This is a genomic window from Burkholderia pyrrocinia (assembly GCF_022809715.1).
Taxonomy (GTDB): domain Bacteria; phylum Pseudomonadota; class Gammaproteobacteria; order Burkholderiales; family Burkholderiaceae; genus Burkholderia; species Burkholderia pyrrocinia_C.
Genome location: NZ_CP094461.1, coordinates 651,416 through 673,511 on the forward strand (window position 1 = coordinate 651,416; position 22,096 = coordinate 673,511).

The window sequence follows — 22,096 nt, forward strand, 5'->3', positions numbered from 1 at the left end:
AAAGAGGGTCTGCCTCGCCGGCAAGCCGGGGGCGCCCAATACGCTGTGCCGGCAGGTTCGCCTGCCAGCCGGTGTCATTCAACACGCGATTTCATGGTAACGCCACTTAATCAAATCGATTAATAAAATCCCTAAAACCAGGCCTTAAAAGATCTTAAAACCACCGAATTGAATGATCACATCAAAAAAGACCTGCTACGCTATCGAATAAATACAGGATCGTCCGCGGATCAGTAGTTATCCGTATTTTTCACACGGTTGTCATTCACTTATAGCCGAATCATGAAGCCGTATATTTCATCGCTGCTTGCCGGGATTCTCGCCGGCGTTGTCTACTTCCTGATCGGCGTGCAATCGCCCGCTCCGCCGACGATCGCACTGGCCGGCCTGCTGGGCATCCTTGCCGGCGAACAGATCCTGCCGATCGCACGGAGGATGCTTGCGGGGATTCATCTGAAAACCGCGTGGAGCGACGCGAAGTGCAGCCAGCACATGTTCGGCTCCCTGCCCGGCGCCCAGGCATCCGATGCCGCCGCGAAGAAACGTTAATCGACGCCGTCGTGATACGCGTTGATTGACCACGTTCGGGGATGCCGATCGGCGGGTCAGCCAATCTCCCGACGCCCGCGGCACGCGAGCAAGCCGGAACGCGCCCCCCCCGAGAAACCCGAGCCCATTCGGCACGGCTCCCCCGCGCGCTGACGCTCCGGAAATGGCGCGCATCGCCAATACCGAGCGGACGCTGAAATTCGCGCGAGGCAATCCTCGCCGGAAAAAAGATAGCGCCCCCCGCTCCGGTAACCGGATTAATTGTTCTGAATCGTGTTGGCCTCCGCGATGCTTGGCGATAACATGACAGCCCGACGCCCGCGTGGAATCCATCATGAAGCTGTCATTCGAAGCGCTCGAAGCACTGGACGCGATCGATCGCACCGGCACGTTCGCCGAAGCCGCGGAGCTCCTGCACCGCGTACCGTCTGCGCTGACCTATCTCGTACAAAAGCTCGAAAGCGACCTCGACGTCGCACTGTTCGACCGCAGCGGGCGCCGTGCGAAGCTCACGCACGCGGGCCGCGTGGTCGTCGAAGAGGGCCGCCGGCTGCTGCATGCCGCCCAACAGCTCGAACTCAAGGCGCTGCGTGCACAGCAAGGCTGGGAAACCGAGGTTCGCATCTGTATCGACGAGATCCTGCCGTTCGACGCGTTGTGGCCGTACGTGCATACGTTCTACGGACTCGAGATGAACACGCGGCTGCGCCTGTCCACTGAAGTGCTCGGCGGCACCTGGGATGCGCTGATTTCGCGCCGCGCGGATCTCGTCGTCGGCGCGGTGGGCGAGCCGCCGGAGCTGCCGAATATCGTCGCGCGGCCGATCGGCACGCTCAGGCACGTGTTCGCCGTCGCCCCCACCCATCCGCTCGCGGCGTTGCCCGAACCGCTGTCGATGGCGTCGGTCGTCGAGTATCGCGGCGCCGTCATCAGCGATACCTCGCGCGAACTGCAGCCGCGCTCGGTCAACGTCGATGCCGGGCAGCCGTATCTCGCGGTCCCCACGCTCGCCGCAAAACTGGCCGCGCAGTGCGAAGGACTCGCGGTGGGCACGCTGCCGGATTGCGTCGCGGCACGCGCGATCGCGCAGGGCAAGCTCGTCGCACGCCAGGTGACCGGCATGCGCGACACGACACAGTGCTATATCGCGTGGCGCGGCGACGAAGCCGGACGCGCGCTGCACTGGTGGGTCGAGCAGCTCGACCACCCCGATCTCGTCGACCGGTTCACCGCGCTCGCCTGATTCCGCCGCACGCCGGCCGCACCGCTCGATCGGCCTGTTCCCGCGATCTCCCGCCACCGCCACGTCAGCCGAACGAATCGTGAAGGCGCTTCATCTCCTTCTCGAGCCATTCGATCAGGTTGAACGACGCATGCGCGGTCGCGGCCGGCGGGATCATCATCCTCTCCTCGGTCGCGATGTGTTCGTTGAGGGATTCGCACATCAACCGTCCGAGTTCGGGTTTCCTCGCGAGCAGCGGCGACAGGTCGCGGCTGCTCAACTGAAAGGCCGTCACGGCCGTCACCGCGTAGACACTGGCATGAAGTTGCGTGCCGGCCAGCACGACGGACTGGCCGATCGCGTCGCCGGGCACCATCCGCCTGACCTCGATGTCGCCGGTCGCGCCCGGCACGAACACCGACGCGACACCGGACCCGACGATCGTCAGCAGACGCGTATCGGAATTCGACGCGTAGATCACGTCCCCTTTGTGGAAGATGCGCGACGCCAGCGCATCGGCCAGCACCGCCAGATCCTCGTCGTCGAGTTGCCTGAAGAGTTCGACCGCGCGCAGCAGCCGTTGACCGCTCGAAGCCGGCCGGTGCGCCGCGGCCGTCCCGCCGAGCGGGCGCAGCGCGATGTCCGCGGCGGCGAGATGCCGGTGGGCCAGATCGTAGAGCCGGTTACGCACCGCCACCTTTTTTTGCAGCGCGTCGACGTAGCAGACGAGTTCGTATTCGACGGAATTGGTCCTGAAGGCCTTGACGACCGAGATCGGCGCGGGACTGGCCAGCACGTCCAGCGAACTGGCGGCAGCGCGGTCGAGCGCATCGACGACGACGGCCGGCCTAACTGCCGGATCGATCTCGATCGTCAATGTCACGCCGTGCACGCTCGCGGGTTCGCTCAGGTTGACGATCGTCGCCTTCGCCGCCGTGCTGTTCGGCACGACGACCAGGTTGCCGAGGCTGTTGATCATCTTTGTCGCGCGCCAGTTGCTTTCGACTATCCGCCCTTCCAGTTCGCCGATGGCCACCGTATCGCCCAGGCGAAACGGCTGGGTGGTATTCAGCACGAGGCCCGAGAACACATCGTTCAGCGTGTTCTGGACGGCCAGGCCGAGGATCACGGCCACGGCGCCCGAGGTCGCGACCAGGCCGCTCAGCGGCAGGCCCAGTACGTAGCCCAGCGCAGCTACCGCGGCCGCACCGAACACGGCGCCCGCGGCGATGTCGTGAAACAGCCGCTGGTTGCGCCACGCGCGCGGCAGCAGCAAATGGTCGAGCATCAGGCTGAACACCAGCGCGCACTGCAGCCACCATGCGACGCCGATCGCCTGGATCGCAAGCCGGTCGAACCGGTCGGGCGACGGTGGCACCGCGAGCGGGCTCACGCCGGTGGCGAACAACACATAGGTCAGCGCGGCGAACGACGCGCAGCGCCAGACCGCTTTCGCCGTCGAACGGCCAGGCCCGAGCAACCGCCACGCAACGAGGTCGGCAACGACGATCGGCGCGCCGTAGGCGACCGTGACGGACAGGTTCAGCATGCTGGAATGGGCCGCGTGCGCGCGTTGCGATTGGCGGGGAACCCGTGCGACCGCATGGCTCGCGCTACCCGATCCGGCGAGCGGCCGCCGGCAGCGAATCGTGGCGTGAAAGGTCGGACGGGACAGGTTTCATGCGGTAGTCGTTCGATGACGCGCGAAGTCGCCGCGGCACGACACGTGCCGACGCCGCCCCACGCTGGCATTCAGTGGCGTCGGGATATCGACAAGCGGCGGTGCGAGCCGGTCTGCTGCCCGCCCGCGAATCGCCGACGATCTCCATGCATGCAATGTAGACGCACCGGCCGGCCAAGTCCTGAGTTCAGGCTGAAACGTTCTGAATTCGGCAGCGGCGCGCGCCGTTACGGTTCGCGCGCCGGCAACCCGGCCTCGTCCGCGTCGACCCCGAGCGCGTGCAGTTCGGACCAGGCGTCGTGCACGACCTGCGTCGCCCCCGACGTATGGGCGAGCGCGGCGGCATAGGCGGCCAGCAGGCGCACGCGCGCATCCTCGCGCGCCCGGGTCTCGTCCATATTCCGCATGGCATCGAGCGCCGCGCGCGCCCGTTCGCGACATTCGTCCACCAGCGACAGGTCGAACAGGCACGGGACCGCGACAGCCGCCAGCGCGATGCCGACCTCCGCATCGCCGTTCGGCGAAAACGCCCAGTCGAGCGCCGCGCGCAGATTGCCGAGTTCGCGCCGGATCACGTCGAGCCGCGATTCGGCCCGCGGCCCGTCGTCGCCACCGGGCGCAAGCCTGAACAACCGATGGAAGTAGTTCGCATGCGCGAGTGCCGCGGCCGCGCATTCGCCGTTGTTCGCGAGCTGCTGCAGCGCATACGCGCGCGTCGTGGTCAGCAGCCGGTAGCGCGGCGCGCCGTGCGCGCTCTCGAGGCTCAGCAGCGACTTCGACACGAGGCCGGCGATCGTGTCGAGCAGGTCCGCATCGGCCAGCCCCTTCGGGCCGACGATCTCCCGCACCGCGTCGATCGAGAAGCTGTCGCGGAACACGCCGAGCCACCGCAACAACAGGCGCTCCGCGTCCCCGAGCAGGCGGTAGCTCCAGTCGTACATCGCCTGCAGCGTCTGATGACGCGGCAAGGCCGTCCGAAAACCGCCGGTCAGCAACCTGAAATGATCGTCGAGATGCGCGGCCAGCATATCGATGCCGAGCACGGCCGCTCGCGCCGCTGCCAGTTCGATCGCGAGCGGGAGACCGTCGAGACGCCGGCACACCGACGCCATCAGCGACACACTGCGTCCGTCGAGCGGAAAGCGGGGATCGGAGGCGCACACGCGCGCCGAGAACAGTTGCACCGCGCTTGCGCGCAGGATCTCGGCATCGTCGGCGCCTTCGCCGGGCACATCGAGCGGCGGAACCGGACACAGCCGCTCGCCCTGGATACGCAGCGCCTCGCGGCTGGTCGCGAGGACGCACAATCCGGTGTCCGACTCGGTCAATGCAGTCGCGATCTGCGCGGCGGCGTCGAGCAGATGTTCGCAATTGTCGAGCACCAGCAGCATCCGGCGGTTCGCCACGCTGGCCAGCACCGCTTCGAGCGTCAGCGACCCGGCCGGCTGCACGATGCCGAACGCACCGGCCAGCGCGGCGGGCACGAATTGCGGACACGCAACCGTGGCCAGCGACACGAACGCGGCACCATCCGGAAAGCTCGCCTCGGCCCGCATGGCCGCTTCGAGCGCGACCCGCGTCTTACCGATGCCGCCTGCCCCGACCAGCGTCACGACGCGCGCGGTGTCGAGCGCCGCGAGGACGTCGGCGACGGTCTGCTCGCGGCCGATGAGCGCGGTCGGCGCGGCGGTCAGCCGCGACGCCGCGGGACGCACGGCCGCCACGCCTTCGGCCTGGGCGCCGACCAGCCGATAGCCGCGCCCCGGCACCGTGACGATCAGGTTCCGGTCGCCGGCCAGCGCCTTGCGCAGCGCGGCGATATGCACCTGCAGGTTGTTTTCCTCCACGATCGTGTGCGGCCACACGCGCTGCATGATCTCGTCTTTCGACACCAATGCGCCGTTCGCCCGAATCAGGAGTTCGAGAATTTCGAATGCACGGCTGCCGATGCGCAGCAGTTTGCCGTTCGAGCGAATTTCACGCCTGTCGAGAAAAACGTGAAGCGTTCCAATCCTGATCATGGGAATTCTTAATCGATTTCTTTCATTGATGCCCTGTCAGAAATGACACCGGTTCGACGCCATGCTACGGCATTTGCGTCGCGAAATGATTCAAATTATCAGAACAGGAAGAGCAAAATTTTTGAATCGACGAGAACCACGATCGCCGCGACGCCCCGGCATGCGCCGTGTCCCGCCCGGCGCGACGCATCACGGCGTCCTGCATTTTCAATGTGTGAAACAGTCGTTCACCCGTGAACCAGTTTCGCAGGATAAAACGGCCGATATGCCGAAATCAATTTCGTGATCCCGTTAATTGAAATCGCAGTTCGCATGACTTGCGAAAAAAACCTGGTAAAAGCGACGTGCGAAGCGCAGCAAAATCGATTCCGGGCGTGAGAACCGGTCGGATTTTCCGTTCAGAACGATTCAGGCGCCGCTCAGGACATTCAGCGGCGCGGCGCGCGACGATGGTTCGATGGCGCCAGCGTCGAGCGACCGCCGTCACGCCGCGAGGAACACGACCATGGGCAACCGTATCGCCGGCATCCGGATTCCCGACGGCCCGATCGCACGGGAGGCCGCCGCGACCGTGCGCGCCGGCGCACCGGAACTCCTGTTCCGGCACGCGATGCGCGTGTTCGCGTTTGCGTCGATCATCGGCCTGCGTCGCGGCATCGCGTTCGACGCCGAGCTGCTGTACGTCGCCGCACTGTTCCATCACTTCGGGCTGACGGAGCGCTACCGGCATTCGCGCCGGCGCTTCGAAATCGACGGCGCGAATGCCGCACACGCGTTCCTCGGCGGATACGGCGTCGCCGCCGACGATGCGGAGGAGGTCTGGCGTGCGATCGCGCTGCACACGAGCTTCGGCATTCACCCGTACATGACGCCGTTGACGGCGTTGCTCGGCGCGGGTATCGAGACGGATCTCTTTGCGCGTCATTTCGACGACGTGTGCCGATCCGAACGCGACGAGATCCTGAACGCGTGGCCGCGCGGCCCGGGTTTCAAGGAGCTGTTCCTCGAGGCGCTCGCCGCGGGCACCGCGCATCGCCCTGCCACTGCGTTCGGCAACGTCGGCGCCGACGTGCTCGAGCGTTGCGACCCGGACTATCGTCGTACGAATTTCTGCGGCCTGGTGCTCGGGTCGAAATGGACGGAGTGAGCCGTCCGGTCGGCCAGGCCCGCTCCGCCACGTCATGGCCGCGGCCGTGTCATGCGCGGGCGAACGCCAGCAGTTCGTCGTTCAATCGTTGCGCATGCGTCAGATACAGCGCGTGCGGCCCGCCCTCGTAGACGCTCAGCGTCGCGTGCGGCACGCGCTTCGCCGTGGCGGCGCCCGTGAGCGCGAGCGGCACCGTCTGGTCGTCGTCGCCGTGAATCACGAGCGTCGGCACGTCGAACTTGTCGAGATCCGCCCTGAAATCGGTTTCGGAGAACGCGCCGACGCAATCGAGCGTGCCCTTCAATCCGGCCTGCAGCGCCATGAACGAGGTCCAGTCGAGCGCGGCGCGCGAGATCGTCGAAGCGGCCCGGTTCGAACCGGTGAACAGCGGCCAGAATTGCTCGAAGAATGCCGCGCGGTCGGCCACGATGCCCGCGCGAATACCGTCGAACACGGCCACGTCGACGCCGTCCGGATGGTCGTCGCGTCGCGCGACCAGCGGCGTCACCGACCCCATCAGCACGGCCTTCGCGATGTGTCGCGTGCCGTGCCGGCCGATGTAGCGGGCCACTTCGCCGCCGCCCATCGAAAAGCCGACGAGCGTCACGTCGCGCAGCGCGAGCGTCTCGATCAGCGTCGCGAGATCGTCCGCCAGCGTGTCGTAGTCGTACCCCGTCCACGGCTGGCCGGATCGGCCGAAGCCGCGCCGGTCGTAGGCGATGCAGCGAAAACCGTGCGATGCGAGATGATGCATCTGGACGTCCCACATGTCCGCATTCAGCGGCCAGCCGTGAATGAACACGACCGGGCGCCCTGCACCCCAGTCCTTGTAGTGGATCGAAACGCCGTCGCGTGTCGTGAACGTGCTCATGAAGATTCCTTAGCGGTGAAAATGCAGCGGCCGCCAGCGATGGCCGACGGACTGCGCGCACCGTCCCGTGTCATGAACGGGACAGCCTGACGATGAACCGTTCCAGTTCGGACGCGAGGATCACCTCGCGGTAGTTCGCGGGGCGCTTCGCTCCGCGCCATTGCGGCTTGTAGATCGCATCGCCGGTATGAATCGTGATGCCGGTCAGCGCGCAGCGGCCGAGGGCGCGGGACTTCGCGCTGATCCAGCGCTGCTCGTCGTAGCGGCAGCGCGTCGGATCGCTCCACGATATCAGCACCGACGAATCGGTCTGCCGCTCGGCGGCGACGATCGCGCAACGGCGGCGCACGCCGCCGCTCGACGCGGGCCACGCATCGTCGCGATGGCGGCGGCGCGCGGCGTCCGGGTCGCGAAGATGCGACGGCGCACAGCGGCTCGCGGCCGGCGACGGGTCGAGCAGCGTCATCACGTGCTCCCAGCGATTGAATTCGTCCATGGCGGCGTACCCAGGCAAGTGGCAACGGGGCGCGGATGGTTCGCACCCGCCCGCATTGCGGTCGTCATCCGCCGGCACGAACTGGCAAGACCCGCGACGGGATGACCTGATGCTGACAATAACGAGCCGCCGCTGAAGAGTCTTGATTCCGGGCTTAATTTTTCTGGCCGGTGCGTTCGCGCGACCTGCGCCGCGACCGCCTTCATGAAAATTCAGCGCGATTTCAGTACAGGTTGCATGACCCCGCGATAGGCTCCTGTCGGCGTTGGTTCGCAGCCTTCGCGCGCCTGCCGGCCCGCGACCGCGAACGCACGCCGGCTGCCGGCGCGATTGCCGCATGCGGGCAGGTCCGAACCATCCATCCAACGCGGCATCGTTCCACCGCACGTTCAAGGAGTCCCAATGCGTCCAGCAGACATCGACGCCGTTCCCTCGGCGCGTCGCCGAGACATGCTGCTTGCCGGCGCGACCGCCGTTGCAGCCGCCGCGCTGCCGGCGGCCGCCGCCGCTGCCGCCCCCAAACACGCCGCTTCCGCCCATCAAGGAGCTCATCCGATGAACACGATCACCACCAAAGACGGTACGCAGATTTACTTCAAGGACTGGGGCAGCGGCCGCCCGGTCGTCTTCTCGCACGGCTGGCCGCTGTGCGCTGACGCGTGGGACCCGCAGATGCTGTTCCTGGTGCAGCACGGCTATCGCGTGATCGCGCACGATCGCCGCGGTCACGGCCGCTCGAGCCAGCCGTCGCACGGCAACGACATGGACACGTATGCCGACGATCTGGCGGCGCTGATGGATGCGCTCGACCTGCGCGAAGCCACGCTCGTCGGCCATTCCACCGGCGGCGGCGAAGTCGCGCACTACATCGGGCGCCACGGCACGAAGCGCGTGTCGAAGGCCGTGCTGATCGGCGCCGTGCCGCCGCAGATGGTGAAATCGGCGTCCAATCCCGGCGGCCTGCCGATGGACGTATTCGACGGGATCCGCAAGAACGTCGCCGAGAACCGTTCGCAGTTCTACAAGGATCTCGCCGTGCCGTTCTTCGGCTTCAACCGTCCGGATGCGAAGGTGTCGCAGGGCACGATCGACGCGTTCTGGGCGCAGGGCATGATGGGCGGCGTCTATGGCCAGTATCTGTGCGTCAAGGAGTTCTCCGAGGTCGACTACACCGAGGACCTGAAGAAGATCGACGTCCCGACGCTGATCCTGCACGGCGACGACGACCAGATCGTGCCGATCGACGATTCAGCCCGCCTGTCCGCGAAGATCGTGAAGCACGCGCAACTCAAGGTGATCCCCGGCGGCGCGCACGGGATGTGCGTCGTCAACGCCGACCGGATCAATGCCGAACTGCTCGCGTTCCTGAAGGCGTAAGCATTGCGGCACGGCGCGCCCGGCCTGAAGGCCTTCAGGCCGGCGCGCCCTTCAGCACGTTTCAGGATTTTTCAGGTCGCCGCCATTGCGTTGCGGCGGGCGCGATCGCCAGCATCGTCGATGCGGCATATCCGCCGATCCGGCGTCGGGCACTCACGGCGCACGCGCCGGCCTGAGCAGCAAGCCGATCAACACCCCCGCGACCGCGAAAGCCGTCGCGACACGAAAATTGTCGGCCAGCGCGAGCGTGGTCGCCTGGATGCGGACCGCACGGTCGAGCAGCGCATAAGCCGCCTGGTCGCCGGTCGCAAAGGTCGCGCCGTGCGATACGAGCGACGCCGCGCCGGCCCGCAGGCGCTCCAGCGTTTGCGGATCCGACAGCGTGACATGCAGACCGACGAGATTCGAATGGGTAGCCTCCATGATGCGCTGGACCACCGCAATCGACGTCGTGCCGAGCTGCCCGCTCAGCAGGCGCGTCGTCTGCACGACGGCGCCGAACGTCAGTACATGCTCGGCCGTCGCGTGCTTGCCGAAAAAGAACACGACCGACGTGAGCGCCATCGTCTGACCCAACGCCTGCAGCAGCTGCGACGGGATGAAGTCGGGTTCGGCCCAGACGGGCGTGAGGCGCGCGCCGAGCGCGAACGCGACCGCCACCATCGCGAAGCCGGCCACGATCAGCCGGCGTGGATCGACGCGTTGCAGCAGCCACGCCACGCACGGCGCGAACAGCAGCTGCGGCATCGCGATCCAGCGCAGCGTATCGCCGATCTGCAGCGGGCGGAGCCCGTAGGTGCTCGCGAGAAACGCCGACGGAATGAAGCTCGTGTTGAGCACGGTAAAGCGCACGAGGCCGACGAGCAGGATCAGCAGCGCGACGTTGGGCAGCGCGAGGTAGCCGAGATCGAGCCCGGCCCGTCGCGACGTCAGTTCGTGGATCAGGAACGCGGCCACCATCACGATGCCGATGCACAGCAGCGCGACGATCAGCGGCGACTGGAACCAGAACAGCCGCTCGCCCTGATCGAGCGCGATGCACAGGCACGCGAACCCGCCGGCGCCGAGCAGCATGCCGCGTGTATCGATACCGGACGCGATGCGCTTGATCGGCTCGGTGGACAGCGACAGCATCAGGCAGACGATGAACGGCACGGTCAGCAATGCGTTCTGCCAGAACAGCCAGCGCCAGCTCAGGTGTTCGCTGTACCACCCTTCGAGCGTCGCCGACAGGTTGAGCGACATCTCGAGGTTCATCGCATACGCGGCGATGCCGAACGGAATCAGCCGCGGCGGCAGCGTGCGGACGACGAACCCGACGGTCAGCGGCACGAACACGCCGGACGCGAAACCGGCCAGGCTCTGGAACACGATGAACGTGCCGAAGTTCGTGCACAGCGGCAGCACGCTTTCGACGACCAGAAATACCGCGGCGCCCGCCAGCAGCACGCGACGCGTGCCGAACACGAAGGCCGCCGCGATCGCGAGCGGCCCGACGAACATCTGCGACGCGATGAATGCGGTGTTGATCCATGCGCCCTCGTCGAACCCGACGCCGAGCGCACCGCGTATGTCGGCGAGCCCGAGCGACGTGATGCGCGACGTCAAGGTCGCGATGATCGCGCCGAGCAGCACGGCCGCGATCGCGGCGATCGAACGAAACGTCGGTATGTCGGAGGCCGGCGCTGCGGCCGGCCCCGGTGTCGCGCCACCGGGGGCGAACGTGGTGTTCATCGTCGAGCGGCTCCCGCACAAAAAGCTCGCGCAAGCATAGCGCGATGCGACAAACCCTGTTTTTTCGATGGAGTATCCCGATCGTGAGCACGAACTCGCCGGACACGCCGCCCACTTCCGCCGCGCGCTCGCGCAAATGGCCGATCGTATCGATCGCCGGATGCGCGCTGTTGCTCGTCGCGCTGCTGGTCTATGAATTCGACGCGCATGATCGCGGCACCGACGACGCGTACGTGACGGGCCACCTGCACGTGATCTCGCCGCGCGTGGCCGGCACGGTCGAGCGCGTGCTGGTGAACGACAACCAGTTCGTGCACGCGGGCGACCCGCTCGTGCGGCTCGACCCGCGCGATTTCGACGTGCGCGTCGCGCTGCAGCGGGCCCGCGTCGCGCAGGCGCGCTCCGATGCGAGCCGCGCGAAGGCGCTGGTCGAGCAAGCGGAAGCGACGCTCGTGTCGGCGCATGCCGACGCCGAGAAGGCCGAGCTCGACTACGCACGGGCACGCGAACTGACCCGCGAAACCCCGCGCGGGCTGTCGCAGCAGGAATTCGATGCCGCCAACGCGGCGCGCAAGTCCGCCCGCGCACGCATCGAGGCGGCCGAAGCGCAGCGGCGCAGCGCGCAGGCCGCGCAGCAGGCCGCCGATGCCGTGTCGAACCAGAACGACGCCGAGCTGCGCGATGCGGAGCTTCAGCGCCAGTACACGACCGTCGTGGCGCCGTCGGACGGCTACGTCGGCAAGAAGACCGTCGAGACCGGCGAGCATGTCGCGCCCGGCCAGGCGCTGCTCACGCTCGTCGAACCGCACCCGTGGGTGGTCGCGAACTTCCGCGAAACCCAGCTCCGGCACGTTCGCGCCGGCGACGTCGTGCAGTTGCGCTTCGACGCGCTGCCGGACCGGACCTTCAGCGGGCACGTCGACAGCCTGTCGCCCGCGACGGGCGGGCAATTCTCGCTGTTGCCGCCCGACAACGCGACCGGCAATTTCACGAAAGTGACGCAGCGGGTGCCGGTCAAGATCCTGCTGGACGGCCCGGCCTCGGCCGAACCGCGCATTCGGCCCGGCCTGTCGGTCGTCGTCTCGCTGCAACGCGGCCGCACGCAGCCATGACCCGCATCGCCGCCCTGCTCGCCGCCGGCCTGCTGAGCGCGTGCACGATCGCGCCGCAGCCGCTCGCCCCCGTCGCGGTCGGAGCCGACCGGTTCCGTCATGCTGATGCGCCCGACGAACCCGCACCGTCGCTCGTCGAATGGCCCACATCGTTCGGCGATCCGCCGCTCGTCGCGCTCGTCGATGCCGCGCTCGCCGGCAACCACGACATCCGCGCCGCCGCGGCGCGCGTCGACCAGGCGCAGGCGCTGCTCGGCGTGCGCGAAGCCGCGCTGGCGCCGACCGTCGGCGTCGATCCGTCGTTCAGCCGCTCGCGCGTATCCGGCACGGTCGACAACGCGTTGCCGAAACGCACGATGCACAACTGGTCGGTGCCGTTCAACGCCGGCTATGAAGTCGATCTGTGGGGGCGCCTGCGCGGCAATGCGGAGATCGGCCGGCAGAACGTGCTGCAGGCAGACGCGGATCGCGCGGCCGTTCGCCTGCGCGTCGCGACCGACGTTGCAAGCGACTATCTAACGCTCCATTTCGTCGAGCAGGATCTCGCGACGCTCGCCCGCGCGATCGAACTGCGACGCACCGCACTCGACGTGATCGCCGCACGCGTGCGGGCCGGCGCGGCAAGCGATCTCGATGCGCTGCGCGCGGCGGCCGATCTCGACACGGCTCGCGCCGATCTCGCGGACAGCCGGCGGCTGCGCGAAAACCTCGTCGACGCGCTCGCCGTGCTGACCGGCGTCTCGCCGACCGCATTCTCGGTCGCGCCGACCGCGTCCGCCATGCGCGTGCCGGCGGTGCCGCCCGGCCTGCCGTCCGCGCTGCTCGCGCAACGGCCGGACGTCTATGCGGCGGCGCGCCGCGTCGACGCGGCATCGCTCGAAATCGGCGTCGCCCGCACCGCGTGGCTTCCGACCTTGACGCTGACCGCCCAGGGCGGGTTCGCCAGCCGCGACCTCGGCACGTTTCTCGACCGCAACAGTTCGCTGTGGGGCCTCGGCGCGAGCGTGGCCGAAACGGTGTTCGACGGCGGCAAGCGCGAGGCCGCGGTGGCCGCCGCGAAGGCAGGCGCGGAACTCGCCGACGCGAACTATCGCGCGACCGCGCTGGGCGCGCTGCGCGAGGTTCAGGACGCACTCAACGACATCGCCGCGCAGAAAGAGCGGATCGTGCGCTACGACAGCGCGGCGCGCGCCACCGAAGCGGCGGCGCGGTTGTCGCTGAGCCGTTACGGGCACGGCTACGTCAGTTATCTCGAGGTCATCGACGCGGACCGGGACGCGCTGAATGCGCGACGCCAGCTGATTCATAGCCGCCAGGCACTCGCGATCGCGACGGTCAATCTCGTGCGTGCGCTGGGCGGCGGGTGGACGCCGCCTGCGTCGACACCGGCGAGCGACGCGAAACACGCTGATCGATTCTGAAAAAACGCGCCGTCCGTTTCCGCTCGAACGGCCTCGCGTATCTTCATATCTATCGTGAGCTTACCTAACGTTTTTTGCGTTGCCCGGTGCCGGAGTGTCGTATGGACTGGTCGTGCCAGAATCCACCGAAGCGAGACCTGTCATGGATCGCCTGAAAACGGCGCGTCGGGCGCATCCCGCTGGGCGTTTACGCGAGCCCGCGATATCGCGCCGAAGCCGCAGCCGGCGCCGTTACGTCGAACAACCCGGCACGCTCGCTCAGTCGCGTGCGCCGGCCGGGCGCACGCCCAGCGCTTCGGCTTGCCGCACGAGATCCGGCAGCGTGCGGACCTGCATCTTCTTCATCACCTGGGCCCGGTGCACCTTCACCGTGATTTCCTGCAGGCCTAGATTCGCCGCGATCTGCTTGTTCATCAGGCCCGCGACCACCTGGCTCATCACTTCGCGTTCGCGCGGCGTCAACGACGCGTAGGCCTGGCGCACCGCGTCCAGCACGCGCTCGCGCGCGCGGCGCTCGCCGTCGCGGGCCAGTGCGCGGCCGACGGCATCGAGCATCGCTTCGTCGTCGAACGGCTTCGTCAGGAAGTCGAGCGCGCCGCCCTTCATCGCCTTGACCGTCGTGGCCACGTCGCCGTAACCGGTCATGAACAGGATCGGCACGTTCAGGCCCGCACGCACCGCTTCCTCCTGAAGGGCCAGCCCGCTCTCGTCGACAAGACGCACGTCGAGGATCAGGCAGCACGGCACGTCGGGCCGCTCGAACGCGAGAAACGCCCGCGACGACGCGAACGTCTCGACGCGAAACCCCGCCGAGCGCAACAGTGCGCTCAACGCGCGCCGCAGCGTTTCGTCGTCGTCGACCACATAGACGATCGGCGCGGGATCGCCCGCGCCCCGGTTACCGGTCGACGTCATTCCCGGCGTGCTCGCCATTGCATTCCCTGTGTACGCATCCGCTTCATTATCGAATGATAAACTAAGAAAAAGCCGAGCGGAACCGCCACGCCTCACACGGCGCGGCCGATCGACGGGCCGCCGCTCACGCGGGCGGCGCGCCGGATGCGATCTGATCGATCAGATCGAGCATATCGTCGGATGGAAACGGCTTGCGCAGGAACGCGACCGCGCCTTGCTCGAGCGCGCGGCGCACCGACTCGCCGTCGCCGTGCGCCGACATGACGATGACCGGAATCGTCGCGTTGCGCTGAGCCAGCAGGCGCTGAACGTCGAGACCGCTCATACCCTTCATCTTCAGATCGACCAGCACGCAAGCCGCGCCGTCCAGCGGGCCGGCCGCGAGGAATTCCTCGCCCGACGCGAACGGCAATGCGGTATGCCCGGCCGATTTCAGCAAGCTGGCAAGACTCTTACGGACCGACGCATCGTCATCGATGATGCACACAATGGCCATGAAATGAGAACCCGAGAATTTTGTCAATCCAGAACATCGCGACCCGGCTTGCGCTGCGCCGACGGGCATCGCTGCTTCGTGCAACGCCCGCGCAACCGGTGTTTCAGGCCCACGGCCCCGCGGCCAGCACCGGTTGGGCGGGCGCGGCCGGTGCCGGCTGCGCTTCGGTAGCAAAGGACGCACACCGGGCATGGAGGCGCCCGGCTTCGCCCGACTCCGCCAGTTTCTCGAGCGCATACGCGCGCACGACCTCGAGGAACGAGTAACGCTTCGAGAGTCCGACCGAATGAACGACCAGCAGCGATTTCGACGCAAGGCCGACCAGGCAGTCGAGCACCTCTTCGGCACCCAGTTCGTCGCACGCGGCAAGCGCGCAGGCCGCGTCGAGCCGGAATGCATCCGGAAACACCGCGAGGCGGCACAGCACGGTGCGCTCCGTGTCGTCGAGCAGCCGGTAGCTCCAGTCGATGGTGGCCCTGAGGGTCTGCTGGCGGGGATGCGCGGTGCGCAGGCCGCCGGACAGCGACAGGACGGACTTGTCGAGATCGGCCGCCAGCCCCTGGATGCCGAGCGACGCGACCCGGGCCGCGCCGAGTTCGAGCGCGAGCGGCAGGCCGCTCAGGCGGCGGCAGATGGTCGCGATCGCGTTCAGCGTGTTCGTGTCCGCCGGAATGTCGGTGCCCATCGCGCGAGCCCGCGCCAGAAACATGCGGACGGCACCGCTCGCGACGATCTCGCCGTCGTTCGCGCCGGCCGGCGGCACCGGCAGCGGGCCGACGCGATAAACGCGTTCGCCGGCGACACGCAAGGGTTCGCGGCTCGTCACGACGAGTGTCGCGCCGGCATTCGCGTCCGCGATCGCTTCGCAGAGGTCCGCCAGATCGTCGACGTGCTGCTCGGCATTGTCGAGCACCAGCATCACGCGCTGCTCGCCGATCGCGCGCACGACATCGGCAGGTTCGGCGGCAGGGCCGCCGGGCAGGTCGAGCGCGTCCAGCACCGCCGATTCCAGCGTCGCGTCGCCTTGCCAGCCGGCCAGATCGATCCGGACCATCTCGATGCCGCGCACCGCCGCCCAGGTCGTGGCGACCTCCAGCGCGAGATGCGTCTTGCCGACGCCGCCGGGGCCGACCAGCGTGACGAGCGCCTCGCGCTCGAGCAGCGCGTGCAGTTCGGCCGCCTCCTGCTCCCGGCCGATCAGCGGACATTTGCGCGGCACCGCGCCCGCGCGGACGCCGCCAGCCGGCTCGAACCCGGCCGGCAGGCGGTCGGCGTGGTCCGGGTCGACCGGCGGAGCGAGACGATAACCGCGGCCCGATTCGGTCCGTATCCAGCCGTGCTTGCCGCCGAACAGCTTGCGCAGCGTCGAGATGTGCACCTGGATGTTGTTCTCGACCACGATCGTGTCAGGCCACACGGCCTGCATGATCTCGTCCTTCGACACGAGCCTGCCGGCCGCCTTCACCAGCAGCTCGAGAATCTCGAATGCCCGGGCGCCGATATACCGGGGCTGCCCGTCGACGCAGACTTCGCGGCATTCAAGGGAAACCGTCACCCGCCCGAACGTGTACATGATCCGCACTCGCTTATGCTGCTCCTCACCTTGCGCCGCCTCGCGAGGCGACGCCCTCTGTTCCGCCCGTCCGGCCGCATCGATGCATGCCGGGAGGCTTGAACGCATCGTAGGGCGCGACAGGCGCGCCGACCACTATCCATAGGTTTAGTCCGGCGCCGGCCGGCCCGGTCGCCGGGGGCTGAAGGGGGTACTGCAAATTCCCGCAGGCTGGCGGACAATGCACGAGCCGCCGCCCGAGCCTGCGCAACCCAGCCCGGCCGGCCCCGTTTTACGAACCGTTTTCGCCCTGCTCCACCCAGCCTGCCCCGACCGTGAACCAACCCTTGCACGCCCCCGACGACACGAAGCGAATGAATGCCGACTGGCTGGCGCGCGCCCGCGTATCGAATGCGGTCCGCTCGGGCGACGTGCTGTGGTTCGACCTGACCGACACCATGACGGGGCGCGTGTGGTCCGCATGCCAGACCGGGTGGGAATCCGACCAGCGCTGCCGGCAGTTCGAACACGAATACGCATTGAACGAAGCGCTGGAACCGGCGTGGGCGCTCATGCCGGTTGCGCTGATCCGCGCCGCGGACGGCCCGGTGCTCGTCTATCCTCGCCCGGACGTGCGAGGGTTCGACACGCTGGCGGACGGACGGCTGCCGCTCGGCGCCTTTCTCGACGCCGCGATCCAGGCCACGCGCACGCTCGGGGAGCTTCATCGGCGCGGCTGGCTGCATGGCGATCTGCAACCGGCCAGTTTCGCCATCGCGCCGGACGGTACGGTCATGCTCCGCTCGTTCGCCCATGCGTGGAACCGTCGGACGGAACGCGCCGCGGCGGGCACGATGCGCACGGAATTCGCCGCGTACGCGGCGCCCGAAGTATCGGAAGGCGCATGCGTCGACGAGCGCGCCGACCTGTACGCGTTCGGCATCACGCTGTTCCGCCTGCTGACGGGCGCGATGCCCTACAAGGCCACGTCGACGCCCGAATGGGTCCACGCGCACGTGGCAATGCAGCCGGCGCCGGCCACGGCCTTTCGCGACGACCTGCCTGCCATCCTGAACGACCTGATCCTGAAACTGATCGCCAAGGAGCCCGCCGATCGCTACCCGTCCTGCGAAGCGGTGCAGCACGATCTCGAACGGATCCGGCGCGACTGGCTGGCGGCAGGCCGCGTCGAGCCATTCGCGCTCGGCGGCCGCGATCCGCTCGCCGGGTTGCACGCGCCCGACCTGCTGGTGGGCCGCGAAGCCGAATCCCGCCGGCTCGAGGAGGTGCTGGCGGCCGTATCGCAAACCGGCGAGGCGGCCATCGTGCTGATCGACGGGCCGGCCGGCGTCGGCAAGACCGCGCTGGCCGAGCACTTCATGCGCGATGCGCGAGCGGCGTCGCGCACGGCCTGGTGCACGTCGGCCAAGATCGATCAGTTCCAGCCCGCACGGCCCTACGCGCCCGTGCTGCAGGCGTTGCGCACGCTGTTCGGCAGCGCGCTGGCCAGGCGCGACGACGAAATCGCGGCGATCGCCGCGCGGCTGCGCGACTGCGTGGGCCGTCAGGCCAACCTGCTGTCCGGCATCTTCCCGGAGATCGCGTGGCTGCTCGATGTCGAGCCCGTCGCGTTCGACCATACCGATGCGATTCCGGAATTTCATCTATGCCAGATCGTCGTGAATGCGTTCCGTGCGTTCGCGACGCCGGCCGAACCGCTCGTCATCGCGCTGGACGACATCCAGTGGGCCGACGACGCGACACTCGCGTTGCTCGCGTCGATCGCGGCCGATCCACCGGCCAATATCTGCGTCGTTGCCGGTTATCGAAGCGGGCCGCAGCACGACCACCCGCCGGCATTCCGCCGCTTCCTGCGGCAGCTCGACCCCACCCGTCTGTCGACCCTGACGCTGGCGCCGCTCGCCGCACCCGACGTGACGCGCATGCTGGCCGGCATGCTCGGGGAGCCGCCGGACCGGCTGTCCGGGCTCGGCGACATCGTGCACCGCAGGACCGGCGGCAACCCGTTCCATATCCAGCAGTTGCTGCGCACGCTGATCGACGAGCGGCTCCTCGGCTATGACCCGGCGCGACAAACGTGGCAATGGGATGCGGCCGGCATCGACGCGCGCCGCCCGACCGAGAATGTCGTGAGCCTGCTCGAGATCCGGATGCAGCGGCTGCCGCATGAATCGAGAACGCTGCTGTCGCTGCTGGCCTGTGTCGGCAGCGATGCCGACGACGCGCTGTTGTGCGCCGCCGCCGGCAAGACCTGGGCCGAACTCCGCTTCTGGCTCGACCCCGCGCGCCAGGCGGGCCTCGTGTCGCTCTCAGGAAACCGCTGGCGCTTCGTTCACGACCGCATCCTCGAGGCCGTCTACGCGGTCACCGGGCCGGCGGAGCGCGCGCTGCGCCACGCGCGGATCGCCGCCGCGATGCTCGCGCGCGCGGACGCGCGATCGACCGAATCCCTGCTGGAACTCGCCGCCCAGATCGAGCAGGCGAAAACCGCGCCGCTCGACGGCGCGCTCGCACTCGAATTCGCGGATGCGCTGGCCGCGGCGGCCGAGGCCGCGGCGATCGTCGCCGCGCGCGATCGCGCGTTGTCGTTTCTCGCGACCGCGCAAGCGCTGCTCGGCCCCCACGCATGGTCGCAACACTACGATCTCGCGAGCCGGATCGGCATCCTGCGCAGCGGCCTGCTGCTCGCGACCGGCGAAACCGCGCAAGCATCCGACGCGATCGACGAGCTCATGGCGCGGACGCGCACGCCGGCCGATCGCGCCGAGGCCCACCGGCTGAAGGCCGCACAGCTCACGGTGGAGTCGCACTACCGGCAGGCCGTCGACGTCGCGCTGGCCGGGCTGGCGCTGCTCGGCGTGGAACTGCCGGCCGAGCCGGCCGAGGCCGATCTCGCGGCGGCCTGCGACGCCGTGCGCGATGCGCTCGATGGCCGCGCCATCCGCGACCTCGTCGACCTGCCCGTGATGACCGACACGCGCGTCGAAGCCGCGATGGCGCTGCTGACCGCGCTCGAGGCCGCGATGTTCTATCCGAGCGGCGGGCTGATGTTGCTGCACCTCGCGACGATGGTCCGGCTGACACTGCGCCACGGCGTTACCGCCGCGTCGGTGCAGGGGCTCGCGTGGTACGGCGTCAGCATTGCCGAGCATCACGACGCGTATGAGGACGGCCTCGAATTCGCGAAGGTCGCGCTCGCGCTGGTCGATCGCCACGGCTTCGAGCGCTACCGCTCCGCGGCGCTGATCGCGCTCGACCAGGTGAGCGTCTGGACCCAGCCGCTGTCGTACGCGCTCGAGCGCGCGCGCGATGCGAAAGCGGCGGGCAATGCGAGCGCCGAGCTGCGCTGGATGTGCTACAGCTGCAACCACATCGTCAGCGATCTGCTCGCGATGGGCGAAGCGCTGCCGACGATCCGCGACGAAATCGATCCGCTGCTGCAGATCGCACGCGGTGCACGCTACGACGACATCGTCGACCTCGTTTCCACCCAGTCGGAATTCGTCGACGCGCTGCAGTTCGGCTGCCACCGGCCGGTCGGCACCTGGCGTGCCCGTGCGTCGACGAAAACGCCGATGTCGGTGCTGCAGTTCTGGACCGACGTGCTCGCCGGCCAGGCGGCCTTCATTTTCGGCGACGCGGACGCGGCGCGTGCGGCGCTCGATGCAGCCGCTTCGAGCGCGTGGTCCACTCCCGCGCACATCATGCTGTCCGACTTCCACCTGTTCGGCGTGCTGGCCGGCATCGCGAGCGACCGCGGCGCCACGCCGCCCGAGCGGCTGCTCGAACACCATGCGCCGCAACGCGCCCGCTTCGCCGCGTGGAGCAAACGCAATCCGGCCACGTTCCGCAACAAGCTCGCGCTGATCGATGCCGAATTCGCGCGCGTACGCGGCGAACATATCGTGGCGATGCAGCAGTACGAGGCCTCGGCCAGCCTCGCGGCGGAACACGGTTTCGTGCACGAACAGGCGCTCGCGCACGAACTGGCCGCGCATCATGCCACGTCGCTCGGGCTCGCCGGCCCCGCCCGCCATCAGTTGCGGCTCGCCCATGCGTGCTACCGACGCTGGGGCGCGGCCGGCAAGACCCAGGCGCTGGAAGCGCAGCATCCGTTCCTCGTGATGGACCCGTCGCCGGGCGGCCCGCCCATGCCCGCGCGCGAAGATCTCGATTTCTCGCTGGCGATGCGCGCGGCCCATTCGCTGTCCGAGGAAATCGTGCTGGAGCGCCTGATCCAGACGCTGATGCGCAACATGATCGTGTATGCCGGCGCGCGTTATGGCCTGCTGCTGCTCGCCCGGCACGACCGGCTGACGATCGAGGCTGCCGCGCGGACCGTCGGCAGCGACGTGATCGTCGATATTGCCCGCAGCGAACCGACCGAGCAGGATGTCCCGCTGTCGATCCTGAACACCGTCGCCCGGACCCGCAAGCCGGTCGTGCTCGCGAACGCGCAGCGCGAAGGCGTGCCCGACCACGCCGACAGCCTGCGCGCGCACCCGACGCGCTCGCTGTTCTGCCTGCCGCTGTTGAAGCAGGGTGTGCTGATCGGCGTGCTGTATCTCGAGAATGCCTTGTCCAACGGCGTGTTTTCGCCGCGGCGCATCGCGATGCTGGAAGTGCTCGCGCCGCAGGCGGCCAATGCGCTCGAATCCGCGCGGCTCTACGCGGAACTGATCGACGAGAACACGCGCCGGCTCGAGACCGAGGCCGCGCTGCGGCACGCACGGACCGAGCTCGCGCGCACCGCGCACATGACGGTGATGGGAGAGCTGGCCGCGTCGATCGCGCATGAGATCAATCAGCCGCTGACGAGCATCGTATCGAGCGTCGGTGCGTGCATGCGCTGGCTGCGCGGCGCGCAACCCGATCTCGGCGAAGCGCTCGCGAGCCTCGAAGACATCCGTGCGTCCGGCGTGCGTGCCGCCGACATCGTCCGCGCGCTGCGATCGCTCGCGCGCCAGGCCCCGCCCGCGCTGGCGCCGCTCGCGATCGACGACCTGATTCGCGACATGCTGCATCTCACCGCGACCGAAATCGACGCGAAGCAGGTCGCGCTGCGCGTCGACCTCCATTGCGGCAACATCCGCGTGATGGCGGATCGCACGCAGATCCAGCAGGTGATCCTGAACCTGGTCACCAACGCGCTCGACGCGATGGACGGACTGGCCACGTCGCGCGAACTCGAGATCGCGTCGCAGGCCGGCGACGATTACGCGGTCGTCTCCGTTGCCGACCGCGGCGCCGGCATCGATGCCGACATCGCGAACCGGATCTTCGATCCGTTCTTCACGACGAAATCGCACGGCATGGGGATGGGCCTGGCGATCTGCCGCTCGATCGTCGAAGCGCATGGCGGCACGCTCGACGCCGCGCCGCGCGACGACAGCGGCACCGTGCTGACGTTCCGGCTGCCGATTTCGACGACAAGTTGACCCGTGGGGCAAGCACGGCGCGCAACCCGCTTCTCGCTGCGGC

General features: G+C 68.1%; 15 protein-coding genes. 7 read left to right on the top strand and 8 right to left on the bottom strand.

Annotated features, from left to right (window positions below):
• The first annotated feature begins 282 nt into the window (after positions 1–282).
• Both MRS60_RS33035 and MRS60_RS33040 read left to right on the top strand, forming a co-directional pair.
• Positions 283–549, top strand: coding sequence for a XapX domain-containing protein (locus MRS60_RS33035; protein WP_243566920.1), 267 nt, complete (start codon positions 283–285; stop codon positions 547–549).
• A gap of 334 nt (positions 550–883) precedes the next feature.
• Positions 884–1,792 carry a LysR family transcriptional regulator gene (locus MRS60_RS33040; protein ID WP_105392453.1) on the top strand — a complete coding sequence of 303 codons (909 nt, stop codon included), beginning with the start codon at positions 884–886 and terminating at the stop codon, positions 1,790–1,792.
• A gap of 64 nt (positions 1,793–1,856) precedes the next feature.
• Here MRS60_RS33040 and MRS60_RS33045 read toward each other — a convergent pair whose 3' ends face one another.
• A complete protein-coding gene (locus tag MRS60_RS33045; protein WP_243566921.1) occupies positions 1,857–3,320 on the bottom strand; it encodes a mechanosensitive ion channel family protein in 1,464 nt (487 codons plus the stop codon).
• 359 nt (positions 3,321–3,679) lie between these two features.
• The gene (locus MRS60_RS33050; RefSeq protein ID WP_243566922.1) at positions 3,680–5,473 is read right to left on the bottom strand and encodes a winged helix-turn-helix domain-containing protein; all 1,794 of its coding nucleotides are present in this window, start codon (positions 5,471–5,473) and stop codon (positions 3,680–3,682) included.
• Positions 5,474–5,978: 505 nt separating this feature from the next.
• On the opposite strand from MRS60_RS33050, the gene MRS60_RS33055 reads away from it, so the two are divergent.
• The gene (locus tag MRS60_RS33055) at positions 5,979–6,620 is read left to right on the top strand and encodes an HD domain-containing protein (RefSeq protein ID WP_105392451.1); all 642 of its coding nucleotides are present in this window, start codon (positions 5,979–5,981) and stop codon (positions 6,618–6,620) included.
• A gap of 49 nt (positions 6,621–6,669) precedes the next feature.
• On the opposite strand, the gene MRS60_RS33060 is transcribed toward MRS60_RS33055, so the two are convergent.
• A complete protein-coding gene (locus MRS60_RS33060) occupies positions 6,670–7,491 on the bottom strand; it encodes an alpha/beta fold hydrolase (RefSeq protein ID WP_034184364.1) in 822 nt (273 codons plus the stop codon).
• Between the two features lie 70 nt (positions 7,492–7,561).
• The gene (locus tag MRS60_RS33065) at positions 7,562–7,987 is read right to left on the bottom strand and encodes a DUF3331 domain-containing protein (RefSeq protein ID WP_034184365.1); all 426 of its coding nucleotides are present in this window, start codon (positions 7,985–7,987) and stop codon (positions 7,562–7,564) included.
• Positions 7,988–8,542: 555 nt separating this feature from the next.
• On the opposite strand from MRS60_RS33065, the gene MRS60_RS33070 reads away from it, so the two are divergent.
• Entirely contained in the window at positions 8,543–9,364 is an 822-nt protein-coding gene (locus tag MRS60_RS33070; protein WP_034184366.1) for an alpha/beta fold hydrolase, read from the top strand.
• Between the two features lie 153 nt (positions 9,365–9,517).
• Here MRS60_RS33070 and MRS60_RS33075 read toward each other — a convergent pair whose 3' ends face one another.
• The gene (locus MRS60_RS33075) at positions 9,518–11,098 is read right to left on the bottom strand and encodes an MFS transporter (protein WP_217589235.1); all 1,581 of its coding nucleotides are present in this window, start codon (positions 11,096–11,098) and stop codon (positions 9,518–9,520) included.
• A gap of 44 nt (positions 11,099–11,142) precedes the next feature.
• On the opposite strand from MRS60_RS33075, the gene MRS60_RS33080 reads away from it, so the two are divergent.
• Both MRS60_RS33080 and MRS60_RS33085 read left to right on the top strand, forming a co-directional pair.
• Entirely contained in the window at positions 11,143–12,210 is a 1,068-nt protein-coding gene (locus MRS60_RS33080) for an HlyD family secretion protein (RefSeq protein ID WP_243566923.1), read from the top strand.
• Positions 12,207–13,631 carry an efflux transporter outer membrane subunit gene (locus tag MRS60_RS33085; RefSeq protein WP_243566924.1) on the top strand — a complete coding sequence of 475 codons (1,425 nt, stop codon included), beginning with the start codon at positions 12,207–12,209 and terminating at the stop codon, positions 13,629–13,631. The genes MRS60_RS33080 and MRS60_RS33085 overlap by 4 nt, the downstream gene beginning before the upstream one ends.
• A 258-nt stretch (positions 13,632–13,889) precedes the next feature.
• Here the strand turns inward: MRS60_RS33085 and MRS60_RS33090 are convergent, their stop codons facing one another.
• From MRS60_RS33090 to MRS60_RS33100, 3 genes are all read right to left on the bottom strand, one after another.
• Positions 13,890–14,546, bottom strand: coding sequence for a response regulator transcription factor (locus MRS60_RS33090; RefSeq protein ID WP_235212562.1), 657 nt, complete (start codon positions 14,544–14,546; stop codon positions 13,890–13,892).
• A 124-nt stretch (positions 14,547–14,670) separates the two neighbouring features.
• Positions 14,671–15,042 (bottom strand): response regulator transcription factor, encoded by a 372-nt coding sequence (locus MRS60_RS33095; protein ID WP_034184371.1) that lies wholly within the window; start codon positions 15,040–15,042, stop codon positions 14,671–14,673.
• A 103-nt stretch (positions 15,043–15,145) separates the two neighbouring features.
• Positions 15,146–16,615 (bottom strand): winged helix-turn-helix domain-containing protein, encoded by a 1,470-nt coding sequence (locus MRS60_RS33100; protein ID WP_243566925.1) that lies wholly within the window; start codon positions 16,613–16,615, stop codon positions 15,146–15,148.
• A 353-nt stretch (positions 16,616–16,968) separates the two neighbouring features.
• Between MRS60_RS33100 and MRS60_RS33105 the strand changes: the two genes are divergently transcribed.
• Entirely contained in the window at positions 16,969–22,053 is a 5,085-nt protein-coding gene (locus tag MRS60_RS33105) for a trifunctional serine/threonine-protein kinase/ATP-binding protein/sensor histidine kinase (protein WP_243566926.1), read from the top strand.
• Positions 22,054–22,096: the final 43 nt, after the last annotated feature.

What these genes read in the sequence shown, in the direction of transcription:
- MRS60_RS33070 (WP_034184366.1), top strand. Translation starts at nt 8,543, where the DNA reads ATGAACACGATCACCACCAAAGACGGTACGCAGATTTACTTCAAGGAC.
- MRS60_RS33065 (WP_034184365.1), bottom strand. Translation starts at nt 7,987, where the DNA reads ATGGACGAATTCAATCGCTGGGAGCACGTGATGACGCTGCTCGACCCG.
- MRS60_RS33075 (WP_217589235.1), bottom strand. Translation starts at nt 11,098, where the DNA reads ATGAACACCACGTTCGCCCCCGGTGGCGCGACACCGGGGCCGGCCGCA.
- MRS60_RS33035 (WP_243566920.1), top strand. Translation starts at nt 283, where the DNA reads ATGAAGCCGTATATTTCATCGCTGCTTGCCGGGATTCTCGCCGGCGTT.
- MRS60_RS33095 (WP_034184371.1), bottom strand. Translation starts at nt 15,042, where the DNA reads ATGGCCATTGTGTGCATCATCGATGACGATGCGTCGGTCCGTAAGAGT.
- MRS60_RS33060 (WP_034184364.1), bottom strand. Translation starts at nt 7,491, where the DNA reads ATGAGCACGTTCACGACACGCGACGGCGTTTCGATCCACTACAAGGAC.
- MRS60_RS33040 (WP_105392453.1), top strand. Translation starts at nt 884, where the DNA reads ATGAAGCTGTCATTCGAAGCGCTCGAAGCACTGGACGCGATCGATCGC.
- MRS60_RS33090 (WP_235212562.1), bottom strand. Translation starts at nt 14,546, where the DNA reads ATGACGTCGACCGGTAACCGGGGCGCGGGCGATCCCGCGCCGATCGTC.
- MRS60_RS33080 (WP_243566923.1), top strand. Translation starts at nt 11,143, where the DNA reads ATGCGACAAACCCTGTTTTTTCGATGGAGTATCCCGATCGTGAGCACG.
- MRS60_RS33085 (WP_243566924.1), top strand. Translation starts at nt 12,207, where the DNA reads ATGACCCGCATCGCCGCCCTGCTCGCCGCCGGCCTGCTGAGCGCGTGC.
- MRS60_RS33050 (WP_243566922.1), bottom strand. Translation starts at nt 5,473, where the DNA reads ATGATCAGGATTGGAACGCTTCACGTTTTTCTCGACAGGCGTGAAATT.
- MRS60_RS33045 (WP_243566921.1), bottom strand. Translation starts at nt 3,320, where the DNA reads ATGCTGAACCTGTCCGTCACGGTCGCCTACGGCGCGCCGATCGTCGTT.
- MRS60_RS33055 (WP_105392451.1), top strand. Translation starts at nt 5,979, where the DNA reads ATGGGCAACCGTATCGCCGGCATCCGGATTCCCGACGGCCCGATCGCA.
- MRS60_RS33105 (WP_243566926.1), top strand. Translation starts at nt 16,969, where the DNA reads ATGAATGCCGACTGGCTGGCGCGCGCCCGCGTATCGAATGCGGTCCGC.
- MRS60_RS33100 (WP_243566925.1), bottom strand. Translation starts at nt 16,615, where the DNA reads ATGTACACGTTCGGGCGGGTGACGGTTTCCCTTGAATGCCGCGAAGTC.